The organism is Parasphingorhabdus sp. (assembly GCF_036964675.1).
Lineage (GTDB): Bacteria > Pseudomonadota > Alphaproteobacteria > Sphingomonadales > Sphingomonadaceae > Parasphingorhabdus.
In genome coordinates, this window is sequence record NZ_JBALTF010000071.1 from 2,543 (window position 1) to 13,456 (window position 10,914).

Consider the following 10,914-nt stretch of genomic DNA (forward strand, 5'->3'; position numbering starts at 1 on the left):
GTGGCGCAGGAAGCTGGCGTCAAATCCTTGTGGCGCTCCGGGTGGCAATCCTTCGGCGCGGGCGACACGCTGCCAATAATCGGAGAGCTGGGCGAGCACATCGCGGTCAATCTCTACGTCATGGCCCGCTTCAACAAGATTGGCGACCATCCGTTCCGCATTGGGCAGAGATGAACCGTCACCCGCAGGTCCAATGCCAACATGGATCGCCGAGATACCGAGTTTGGCCGCCTCCAGGCTGGACATCTCGCCGAGGCCAAGCGTGTTATGCGCGTGAATTTCCAATGCCCGTTCGCCGATCACGGCCTTGACTGCCGGAGCCAATGTACGGACACGGTCGATCGACATCAGACCGCTCGGGTCTTTCAGGTAGAAGAGGTCAATATCGGGACTCGCCATCAACGCCTTGGCAAAACTGGCGTAAAAGGCGTCGTCATGAACATCGGACAGCGTGAAGGTCAGCGCGGCCATGACTTCTGCCTCGCCTTCCTGCTTGATAATCCGCGCCGCTTCGATCACCGCAGGCACTTCATGCATCGGATCAAGCACCACGAACCGGCGGATACCATTTGCCTGCAGTCGCCGGTAAACGAGTCGCATGAATTCCGGGTCGGCCTGTTGCCATGCAATGAAGCGCAGTCCGGTGGTGATGAATTGCAGCGGGGTTGTCGGCATCGCCGCGCGCATCCGCCTTATGCGTTCCCAGGGGTTGTTCTGGAAATAGCGGACGGCAACCGCCATATGACTGGACGACGTAAAATCCACAGCGCGGAAACCGGCGCGCTCGGTCAGGGCTGCCGCTTGCAACATGTGCGCGCTATTCAGTCCGGTCGCCCCCCACAAGCTCTGGTTGCCATCGCGCATTGTTACATCGACAAGCTTGATCGTCATTGCGGCAGCCCTTCAAAAAAACTGGTATCGACGCCGCCGGCAATGAAACGCGGATCAACCGCGATCATCCGATGCAGGTCACATGTCGCATCAACACCTTCGATTGTGAGACGGTCGAGCGCATTGCCAAGACGCATCACCGCCTCTTCACGCGTTGCACCGGAAACGATCAGCTTGCCGATCAGCGAGTCGTAAAAGGGCGTCACTTCTCCGCCGCTGGCCATGTGCGTGTCGATGCGGATGCCCGGCCCCGCAGGCCAGACAGCGCGGGTAACCGTACCCGGTGACGGTCTGAAATCAGAGTGCCAGTCTTCGGCATTGATCCGGACTTCAATCGCGTGGCCGAGCGGCTGAACCATATCCTGGGTCAGGGACAAGGCGGCCCCGCCCGCAATCAGGAGCTGCTGCTCGATCAAGTCGACGCCGGTGATCTGTTCGGTGACAGGATGCTCCACCTGAATGCGTGCATTCATTTCGAGGAAATAGAAATCAAAGCTTTCTGCATCGACAAGGAATTCGACCGTCCCTGCGCCGCGATAGTATAGATGCCGGGTCAGGTTGACCGCCGCTTGCTCTATGGCCGCGCGCTTGTCGTCCGGGATCGCCGGGGCCGGGGCTTCCTCGACCAGTTTTTGAAAGCGGCGCTGGATCGAACAATCCCGCGTGCCGAGATGGATGGCCGATATGCCGTCGCCCAGCACCTGAACCTCGACATGCCGCCCGCGCGCGATGAACCGTTCAACATAGATACGGGAGTCGCCAAATGCGGCTTGCGCCTCGGTCATGGCGAGATCTATCTGGCTGTCGAGTTCTTGCGGCACATCGACGCGCTTCATCCCGCGCCCACCGCCGCCCGAAACAGCCTTCAATAGCAACGGATAGCCAGTGCGTTCTGCCTGCGCCCATACCGCGGCTTTGTCCGCAGCAGGCCCGCCGGGCACGACGGGAAGTCCGGCCTCGATCCCGACCTTTCGCGCCATCAGCTTGTCACCCATCGCGTCCAGGCTTGAAACGTCGGGGCCGACAAAGATGATCCCGGCATCTGTTGCCGCAACTGCAAAGGCGGCATTTTCAGAGAGAAAGCCATATCCGGGATGGATCGCATCTGCCTTTGCGGCTTTTGCAGCGGTGATTACAGCATCAACCGAAAGGTAGCTTTGCGCAGAAGCTGCCGGGCCAACGATCACCACTTCATCGGCCATTTGCGCAGGCAGACTGTTCTGGTCCGCTTCAGATGCGCCAAGGATCGTAACAATTCCCATGCGCTGGGCGGTGCGGATGACGCGCAACGCGATTTCGCCGCGATTGGCAATGAACAGGCGTCTGATCATGCGAGCCGCATCAGCGTCGCATGTTTGTCGGTCATCTTTCCATTTTCGGCAAGTATCTCGGCAATAGTGCCGCTAGCCCCGGCATGGACCGGGTTCATCAGTTTCATCGTTTCAATGATGCCGACGACCTTGTCGGCATCAACAACGCTGCCAATCTCAACGAAGGGTGGAGCGCCGGGCGACGGTGCGCGGTAAAATGTACCGGGCAGGGGCGCGCGAATGGCCGACGCATCCTCTTCCAGCGGGATATCCGCAGCGGCCACTTTGGCTGCAGGAGCCATGTCGTCAGAATAGTCCCATTCCTGCGTCCAGGCGTCGCCATCACGCGTTACGCGGAGGCGAAAGCGCGGCGTCTTTACATCCAGCGTCTGATACGCACTGCCACCCAGAATCTCTACAATCTCTGCAATGTCTTCAGGTGTCAGGGGTAAATCCTGGCTCATGTTTGCCCTTTCAGCAATGCGCGTGCGTCGGCGATAATGGCATCGGAGAACGCCACATCGTTGAAATGCGCATCGATGGCGGTGACCGGGACATTTGCCGGCATAACGCTCTTCAGATATTCCGCGAAAGGTGCCGGTTGGCTGGTGTCCTGGATATGCCCGTCTGGACTGTCGTGGTTGGAAAAACCGCCAAGCGGTGTGAAGATGTGGACCGGTCCCTTGGCCTCTGCAACAACCGTCACAAGATGATCAGCAAGCGCTCTCAGTTCCGGCAAATCGGTGCGCACGGCGGTGAGTTGCGGGTTATGTTCATGGTAACGCTTGCCGGGAAACTGCGCGCGCGCTGCATCTATCGGCCCTGCGATGATGAAATCCGCATTGCCGGGCGCGAAGATCGTCGGCACACCGCGCCGAAGGCCTGCCTTGCCGCGATCTGGTCCTGTGTCGGCGAGACCCCCGTTCAGATGATCCACCATCTCGGTAAGCGAAAGATCAAGCACCAGCGCGACGTCGCGTTCAGCCGCGATGGCATCGAGTGTCTGTCCGCCCGCGCCTGAGGAATGGAACACCATCACTTCCGCTCCATCAGCTTCCAATGCTTCGCGGATACGGCGCACGCTTTTCTCGGTGGTGGAAAGTGTTGTGATGAGCACCAGTGGACGGTCCGCGAGTATTTCAGGATCATAGCCTTTGGCCATGCCTGCTACGGCCAGGGCGGCGTTGCGGTAGACATCGCGGCTTATGCTATTGATACCGGAAACATCGGTCACCGCGTTCATCATCGCAATGTCCTTCACCCCCATATAGGGCGCGGTAAACCCGGAGGCCATGGTCGATACGATCAGCTTGGGCAGTCCGTAAGGGAAGCTCTGCATCAATGCTCCGGCCATTGCACTGCCCATTGATCCGCCGACCGCGAGCATACCGGAAAATGGTCGTTTGGCATGATAATCATGGGCTGCCTTGATAGCGCCTTCGATCATCACATCCTGACATTTGCCTTCATGGCCGAGGGCACGGACAGACTGTATATCCGTGCCGGCAGCGGCGGTCACTTCATCCGGGCCAATCTCGGCGCCGCCGATGGTTTGCCTGATACTGGCATCGAGATGGACAACTTCAACGCCAGCAGATTCAAGAACTCTCCGGACAAAGCGCGCTTCTATTTCCTTGGTATCCTGGGTAATGATAAGCAGAACGCGCGGCAATTCGCTCATGTTTCTCTCTCCTGTAACTCGGTGACTATACCTGCATGGAAAGTGCAGAGTTTGCACGACTCAAATCATTCGTTATGTTGCACCTCGTGAAACAGGTCCGCCATGCTTAATCAGAAAGTCAAATCTGTACGTGCCCTTGAGCGCGGGCTTGATGTGCTGCTCGAAATCCAGTCACGCCGCGCCGCCAGTCTGCATGAATTGCACGAAGCCCTCGGTCTCCCCAAGGCGACCTTGCTGCGCATGCTGGTCACATTGGGCAGCAAAGGATTGGTTTGGCAGCGATTGGCAGATGGCGCCTATTTGCCGCATAATCAGAATGTCGCCGAGAATCTTGAAATCACTAAAGAGCGTATCGCCGAGATTGCATCGCCGCATATGGAAACACTCAGTTCAATCGTTGCCTGGCCGTCGGTTCTGGCCGTGCCAAGGCTTGATCATGTGGAAATTATCGAAACCAACAGCCCCTTATTCCGCCTGGATGCTGCTACCTTGGGGCCTGTTGGAGTGAAGCTATCCTACATCCACACCGCCACCGGAAGGGCCTATCTCGCGACCTGCCGGGCCAGCGAACGCGATGCCATCATTGCTCGGCTCCGGCCAAAAGATGCAAGCGATGAAAGCGAACAGCTTCTTCGCGACATTCTCGATGCGACAGCGAAGCAGGGCTATTCTGTGCGCGAACCCGTGCACCCATGGCCCGACCGCAGCAAGCAAATGGTTTTGCGCGATGGCAGGCATTCGATGGGTGTTGTGGTCAAGGCGCATGGCGACCCGGTTGCCTCGATCAACATAACCTGGCTAAACAAACATACGACCAGCCAAGAAGTCATCGAAAGGCATCTGGGCGCCTTGCAGGTGACGGCCCGCTCGGTCGGTGCTGCGCTGGAACAGTCGAGTGGTTGATTTCATCTGGTGAAAGCCGCGCCCCTTGCCATCGCTTACCGAACAGTCCAGTTTTGTCTCCATAACTAGGAGGGCGTGAATGCGAAGCTGGCAATTAAATAAAGGTGCATCATCACTAGATGATATGGTTCTGGTGGAGCGCGACAAACCCGAGCCCGGGCCAGGCGAACTGTTGATCCGGGTGCGCGCCTGCTCACTCAACTACCGCGATTCGCTCATTCCCAAAGGGCAATATATGGGCGGCGTCATCGACCGCGACATCACTCCTTTGTCCGATGGAGTCGGAGAGGTTGAAGCGATCGGCGCAGGCGTGAAGCGCTTCCAGGTCGGAGACCGCGTCGCCGCCACTTTCTTCCAGGGGTGGGACTCCGGGATACCGGACGGAACATATCCTGCACTCGGCGCCCCCCCGGCAAAGGGCATGCTGGCTGAATATGTTGCCCTCCCGGAAACCGGCGTCGTTCCGCTTGCAACCTCACTCAGTTTTGAAGAAGCCGCGACGCTTCCCTGTGCCGGAGTGACTGCTTGGAATGCGCTGATGGAAGGCTTCCCTCCGGTAAAGCCGGGCGCCTGGGTTGCCGTGCTGGGCACGGGCGGCGTTTCCCTGCTCGCGTTGCAAATTGCCAAAGCGGCAGGTGCGCGCGTGATTGCGACATCGTCGTCTGACGAGAAGCTTGAGCGGGTCAAGGCCATGGGCGCAGATGCTGTCATCAACTATCGGACCACGCCAGCATGGGGTGAGGAAGCCGCGCGGATCACCGGTGGGGTGGATCATGTTGTCGAGGTTGGCGGACAGGGAACTCTCTCCCAGTCGATGCAGGCAATTGGTTTCAATGGCGAAATCGCGCTCATCGGCGTGCTCGCACGTGAAGGCAATGTCACGCCGCGCGACATGATGTTCAAGGCCGGCCGTATGCGGGGAATTTTCGTCGGTTCAGCGGAGATGGCGCGCTGCCTGAACAATGCGATTGACGCAAATGCGATCAAGCCTGTCGTCGACAAAATATTCGGTTTTGACGATGCAAAGGCCGCTTACGCCTATCACGCATCACCGGCATTGTTCGGCAAAACCGTGATAGCGCTGTGATGGCGCCGTTTGTTTTTAACGACAGCGCGCGGCGCTTTGATGGCGTTCGCTTGCTGAAAGACGTGTTGAGCTGGAAAGCTGAAAGGACCGCCTTATGACAATGCTTGGATTTGGACAGCGCGTAGGCCAGATTATCCAGATGGCCTATGTGGTCGAGGATATTCGGGCTTCGATCGATTGGTGGATCAAGGATGCCAATACAGGACCGTGGTTCCTGCTCGATCATTTCTGGGCCGACGATCAGGTCTATCGCGGCGAATCATCAATGGCAGACGTAACCATCGCCATGGGGTTCGCCGGGCATATGTGCATTGAACTGATCCAGCCGCTCGACAATAATCTCTCGGTGTACCGCGAGATTATCGAGCGGCGCGGATATGGTTTTCACCATGTCGGGCTGTGCGTAGCAGACGTGGACGCCGAAATTGCCGTTTATGAAGCGCGGGGCTATGAACTTGCCTTCCGCGCGAAGGTGCCGACCGGCGGCGCAGTCGCCTATATGGACGGTGGCGCCGCGAATCCGGGCTTTCTTGAATTGATCCCCGCGACCCCCGGCATGGATGAAGTCTTCACCAAATTCTGGCGCGCGAGCGTCGATTGGGACGGGAGCGATCCGGTGCGTCCTTTTGGCTAGGTAGAATGCTCGCTTGTCTGCCAGGCGCGCGATAATTTGCTGGTGTGCCGGCAAATAAACAGATGGTAAGGTCATTTCATCTAGTGAAACTGCTTCACGTATCTCGTTTGTGTTGCTTACAATGTTCGAAGTCGGAGTTAAGTTCGGGTTTCAATCTAGTTTTGGTATCGCAATAAACCTGAGCAGATGTAGGGAGAGAGATTATGAAAACAACCACCGCAACACTCATGTCGGGAGCCGCGCTGGCCCTCGCTATGCCCGCTTTCGCGCAGACTGCGCCTGCTGAGCAAGCTCAAGGCGGAATTCAGGAAATCGTCGTGACGGCTCAAAAGCGTTCGGAAAATGTCCAGAACGTGCCGATTGCTATTTCTGCTTTCACTGCAGAGGCGCTGACCGAGCGGGCGGTCACGAGCGTTGCTTCGCTGTCCAATCTCGCGCCCAATGTGACGCTTGATGCAGGAACGCCCTTCTCTGGTTCATCAGCGGTTCTGTCTGCTTATATTCGCGGCATCGGCGCCAACGACTTTGCGTTCAACATTGATCCAGGCGTCGGCATTTACCTGGACGGCGTCTATCTAGCCCGCTCTGTCGGCGCGAATCAGGAGCTGCCCGACGTCGAACGCGTCGAAGTTCTGAAAGGTCCGCAAGGCACATTGTTCGGTCGCAACACGATCGGCGGCGCGATCTCGATTGTCACGCATGATCCGGGCGACGTATTCCGCTTCAAGGGCGATGTGACGGCCGGACGGTTTGGCCTGATCCAGACCCGCGGCACCGTGGATATCCCGCTCGCCGATTCGCTCAGTTCCTCGCTCAGTTTTGCAACCAAGAATCGCAATGGCTATGTCAAGCGCATGGCATTTCCGGGTGCTACGAATTTCGATTCGACGCCGATCACTAACTTCAAAGCTGCGGGCTATGACAATGTCGGCCTGGGTTCTGAAGGCGGCGATGACAGCTGGAACCTGCGCGGCAAGCTGAAATATGACAATGGTGGTGCGTTCCGGGCAACGCTGTCCGCCGACTATAGCAATATCGACCAGAGCCAGCTTGCCAACAAGCTGATCGCGACCACGGATGCTGTGTTTGCGGGCACCTATAATTGTGCCATTGCCGAGCCGGTCGCGATGGGTACGAACTGCGGAGGTGGCCCTCCTACGTTCGCTTATCTGCCTGCGATTGGCGGGGTGACCGGGATCTTGGACAATCCGACGGTCTATGGCGTCAACACCGATGCCGACCCGAACAACAACCGATTGCCTTATGATGACCGGTTTGTGACCGACAGCCTTGATACCAGCTATGCCAACGGCAACAATTACTCAAAGCTCAAATCCTATGGCGGCGCACTGACGCTGTCCTATGACCTTGCCGATCAGGTTGAACTGAAATCGATCACGGCCTACCGTGAGCTCCACTGGAATGTGGGCATGGACATTGACGGATCGCCGCTCAATTTCCTCCACACAAGCTTCACCATGAACCAGAAACAGTTCAGCCAGGAGCTGCAGCTGCTCGGTTCGGCGATGGACGAGAAGCTCAACTTCGTCCTGGGGGCCTATTATTTCAAGGAATCCGGTGATCTGCACGACTATGTGACGTTCGCCGAAGGGCTGTTGCAGGTGGACGGCCCCAATGATCTGTCGACCAAGAATTTTGCGTTCTTCGGCCAGCTGGATTACAAGCTAACCGATCAATTGGCGATCACGGTTGGTGGCCGTTATACCCATGAAAAGAAATTGTTCGAGGGATTTCAGTCCGATAATAACGGCCTGACATACAAGATCCTGAGCTTCCTTGGGGTGCCGGGATGTGCCAACATTGATCCGATTTCCGAAGCTTGCCGGATCGCGGCCGGTTTCCCGAATCCCGGAGAGCCGCTGCGCTATTATATTGCAGGCACGCAGGTCAAGAAGTTCAACAACTTCTCACCCAAGGTCGGTGTTCAATATCATCCCACCGATGATGTGATGCTTTATGGCAGCTGGTCAAAAGGCTACAAGACCGGGGGCTGGACCACGCGGCTGTCGAACCCTTTGCCGACCGCGCCTGACTTCGAAGAGGAAAAGGCAACCACTTACGAGCTCGGCGTCAAATCGACGCTTATTGACCGGCGACTGCAGGTCAATGCCGCCGTGTTCCAGACGGATTACAAGGGCATCCAGCTGAATTTCCAGCAGGGTATCTCGCCAACCATCCAGAATGCGGGTGACGCCAAGATCAAGGGTTTCGAAATTGAAGTGACGGCGGCGCCAACCGATGCTCTGTCGCTCAATGCCTCAGTCGGCTATCTCGATGCCAAATATACCGGTGTGCTGGCCCCTGCCCAGGTCGCCGCCAACCCGTTCCAGGCGGGCGTGTTTGCAGGCGGAGAGCTTCCTAAAACACCGAAATGGAAGTTCAACTTCAGTCCGCGCTACCAGGTGAATCTTGGCAATGGCGGCAAGGTCGTGCTGCTGGCAGACTATACCCATACGTCCAAGCTCTGGAATGATACCGAACGGACTTTCCTGCTCCAGCGTGAAGCGACCGATCTTCTCAATGGCAGCATCTCCTACAAGGAGCCCAATGACCATTGGGATATCACCTTGGGGATGACTAATATTACCAAGGAACGGTATCTGGTGACGGGCCAGGCGCAAATCGCGGGGGGGCAGTTCTATGGGACCTACAGCCGTCCGCGCGAATGGTACGCCAAGCTTGGGCTGAAGTTCTAGGCTAATTATAAATGGGGCGGCGCCGGCAATGGCGCCGCCCCTCTTTTTTTTTGGAGGTTAACTATGCCCGAATCACCACATCTCGAATTCTGGAAAGACATCAAACCGATTGAGAAGGTGTTCAGGGAGGGTAGTCTCCCGGAAGTCTATGGTGCCAATATTGCCGAAGGCGATCCGCGATACTGGGTGCCGATCAGCGAGACGGTTTCGTCCAAGCCGGTGTGGATCAGCCCGGCGAAGAATATGTGGGCGGATGTGCTGATGTCGAGCGGGCCGGGACTGGTCAGCCGCCATTATCATCCGCACCCCATCTGGGCCTATACGATCAGCGGTAAATGGGCCTATCTGGAGCATGAGTGGACCGCGACAGCGGGGGATTTCGTTTATGAAACGCCCGGGGAATCCCACACGCTCGTCTGCTACGATGATCCCGAACCGATGAAGGTGTTCTTTGTCGTGTCCGGCCCGCTGATGTGGCTGGACGAGGAGGGCGAGACGATCGGACATTATGATGTGTTTGATTACATCGCGGCAGCGCGTGCGCATTATGATTCAAACGGCATCGGCGCTGATTATGTCGACACATTGATTAGGTAGGATCGCGATAATGGCTGGTATGAAAGCTCCGCCCTCGGGCGCTTATAAAATCGTTGATGTGCCGGAACCCTATGGAGACACAATCAAGCGTCTCGGCGTAGAAGGCACTTATGTTGGAAATACCGAAGCGGAAAGCCCCTGGGTGCCGTTTGGCGACAATGCCGCAATTCGCCATCTGGCGTTTGACGTGCGTGAAAATATCTATGTCAATATCCTCTGGATCAAAAGCCCTGGAGTGATCGGCACGCACAAGCATCGCGGCAAGGTCTGGGCAATCTGCCTTGAAGGCAATTTCCGATATCTGGAATATGACTGGGTTTGCAAAGCGGGCGAATTCATCACCGAAACGCCGGGAACCGCGCACACGCTCGTGACCGATAATGCCGACGGCATGAAGGCCATGTTCCACATGCAGGGCGCCAATGAGTTTTTCGATGAGGAGGGCAATCATGTCGAAACGCTCGATGTGTGGTGGTTCATCGAACATTATGAAAGCTACTGCCGCGAGCACGGGCTGGAAATCAACAAGGCTCTATATTTGTAGAAAGTCTTGGGAACGGGAAGCATAAGCCATGAAGACACTTGACCAGTTCAACATTTCGGGCCGCTCTGCTCTTGTTACAGGTGCAGCTTCGGGCATTGGCCTTGCCTATGCAGAAGCGATGGCGGAAGCCGGCGCAAGGGTAACCCTGACCGATATCGATCTCAAAGGGGCAGAGCGGGAAGCCAGTCGCCTCAGGGCTGAGGGCTATGAAGCGCGCGCTGACCGGCTGGATGTCTCGGACCGGGACGAGTCGACCCGGGTTTTCGATGCCCATGCCGCTGCCTATGATGGCCTTGATATATGCTTTGCCAATGCCGGGATTGATCCGGGAGAGGGGTTCTGGAACCCTGCCGGGCACCGCAATCCATTGGGTCAGGTTGATACGTTCGACCCTGCTCGCTGGGACCGGACCATGGCGGTGAATCTGACCGGGGTTTACAATACGATGCGCGAAGCGGTCCGGCTCATGAAAGCAGCGGGAAATGGCGGATCAATAATCGCGACGGCGTCAAACGCCGGGCTGGTAAGCGAACCGATTGTCGGCATGGCC

10 protein-coding genes and 1 pseudogene are annotated in these 10,914 nt (G+C 57.1%); 7 read left to right on the forward strand and 4 right to left on the reverse strand.

Features of this window, described 5'->3' with window-relative positions; genetic code table 11:
• The 4 genes and pseudogenes from V7665_RS11500 to V7665_RS11515 all read right to left on the reverse strand — a co-directional run.
• Nucleotides 1–891, reverse strand: a pseudogene (locus tag V7665_RS11500) (biotin carboxyl carrier protein); the annotation flags it as partial.
• Nucleotides 888–2,222 carry an acetyl-CoA carboxylase biotin carboxylase subunit gene (locus tag V7665_RS11505; protein WP_335664680.1) on the reverse strand — a complete coding sequence of 445 codons (1,335 nt, stop codon included), beginning with the start codon at nucleotides 2,220–2,222 and terminating at the stop codon, nucleotides 888–890. The gene V7665_RS11505 and the pseudogene V7665_RS11500, both read right to left, overlap by 4 nt.
• Nucleotides 2,219–2,665 carry an acetyl-CoA carboxylase biotin carboxyl carrier protein gene (locus V7665_RS11510; RefSeq protein ID WP_335664681.1) on the reverse strand — a complete coding sequence of 149 codons (447 nt, stop codon included), beginning with the start codon at nucleotides 2,663–2,665 and terminating at the stop codon, nucleotides 2,219–2,221. The genes V7665_RS11505 and V7665_RS11510 overlap by 4 nt, the downstream gene beginning before the upstream one ends.
• Complete coding sequence (locus V7665_RS11515; protein WP_335664682.1) at nucleotides 2,662–3,882, reverse strand: Tm-1-like ATP-binding domain-containing protein; 1,221 nt, start codon at nucleotides 3,880–3,882, stop codon at nucleotides 2,662–2,664. The genes V7665_RS11510 and V7665_RS11515 overlap by 4 nt, the downstream gene beginning before the upstream one ends.
• A 102-nt stretch (nucleotides 3,883–3,984) precedes the next feature.
• Between V7665_RS11515 and V7665_RS11520 the strand changes: the two genes are divergently transcribed.
• From V7665_RS11520 to V7665_RS11550, 7 genes are all read left to right on the forward strand, one after another.
• The gene (locus tag V7665_RS11520) at nucleotides 3,985–4,785 is read left to right on the forward strand and encodes a helix-turn-helix domain-containing protein (protein ID WP_335664683.1); all 801 of its coding nucleotides are present in this window, start codon (nucleotides 3,985–3,987) and stop codon (nucleotides 4,783–4,785) included.
• 79 nt (nucleotides 4,786–4,864) lie between these two features.
• Nucleotides 4,865–5,872, forward strand: a complete 1,008-nt coding sequence (locus V7665_RS11525) for a zinc-dependent alcohol dehydrogenase family protein (protein ID WP_335664684.1) — start codon at nucleotides 4,865–4,867, stop codon at nucleotides 5,870–5,872.
• A 94-nt stretch (nucleotides 5,873–5,966) separates the two neighbouring features.
• Nucleotides 5,967–6,506: a VOC family protein gene (locus V7665_RS11530; RefSeq protein ID WP_335664685.1), complete on the forward strand. Its 540-nt coding sequence runs from the start codon at nucleotides 5,967–5,969 to the stop codon at nucleotides 6,504–6,506.
• 203 nt (nucleotides 6,507–6,709) lie between these two features.
• Nucleotides 6,710–9,223 (forward strand): TonB-dependent receptor, encoded by a 2,514-nt coding sequence (locus V7665_RS11535; protein WP_335664686.1) that lies wholly within the window; start codon nucleotides 6,710–6,712, stop codon nucleotides 9,221–9,223.
• 63 nt (nucleotides 9,224–9,286) lie between these two features.
• A complete protein-coding gene (locus V7665_RS11540) occupies nucleotides 9,287–9,820 on the forward strand; it encodes a 2,4'-dihydroxyacetophenone dioxygenase family protein (protein WP_335664687.1) in 534 nt (177 codons plus the stop codon).
• Nucleotides 9,821–9,830: 10 nt separating this feature from the next.
• A complete protein-coding gene (locus V7665_RS11545; protein ID WP_335664688.1) occupies nucleotides 9,831–10,364 on the forward strand; it encodes a 2,4'-dihydroxyacetophenone dioxygenase family protein in 534 nt (177 codons plus the stop codon).
• 28 nt (nucleotides 10,365–10,392) lie between these two features.
• The coding region (locus V7665_RS11550; RefSeq protein ID WP_335664689.1) for an SDR family NAD(P)-dependent oxidoreductase at nucleotides 10,393–10,914 on the forward strand (522 nt) is incomplete at its 3' end.

Coding starts and splice junctions, on each gene's coding strand:
- V7665_RS11505 (WP_335664680.1), bottom strand. CDS start 2,222: ATGATCAGACGCCTGTTCATTGCCAATCGCGGCGAAATCGCGTTGCGC.
- V7665_RS11510 (WP_335664681.1), bottom strand. CDS start 2,665: ATGAGCCAGGATTTACCCCTGACACCTGAAGACATTGCAGAGATTGTA.
- V7665_RS11515 (WP_335664682.1), bottom strand. CDS start 3,882: ATGAGCGAATTGCCGCGCGTTCTGCTTATCATTACCCAGGATACCAAG.
- V7665_RS11520 (WP_335664683.1), top strand. CDS start 3,985: ATGCTTAATCAGAAAGTCAAATCTGTACGTGCCCTTGAGCGCGGGCTT.
- V7665_RS11525 (WP_335664684.1), top strand. CDS start 4,865: ATGCGAAGCTGGCAATTAAATAAAGGTGCATCATCACTAGATGATATG.
- V7665_RS11530 (WP_335664685.1), top strand. CDS start 5,967: ATGACAATGCTTGGATTTGGACAGCGCGTAGGCCAGATTATCCAGATG.
- V7665_RS11535 (WP_335664686.1), top strand. CDS start 6,710: ATGAAAACAACCACCGCAACACTCATGTCGGGAGCCGCGCTGGCCCTC.
- V7665_RS11540 (WP_335664687.1), top strand. CDS start 9,287: ATGCCCGAATCACCACATCTCGAATTCTGGAAAGACATCAAACCGATT.
- V7665_RS11545 (WP_335664688.1), top strand. CDS start 9,831: ATGGCTGGTATGAAAGCTCCGCCCTCGGGCGCTTATAAAATCGTTGAT.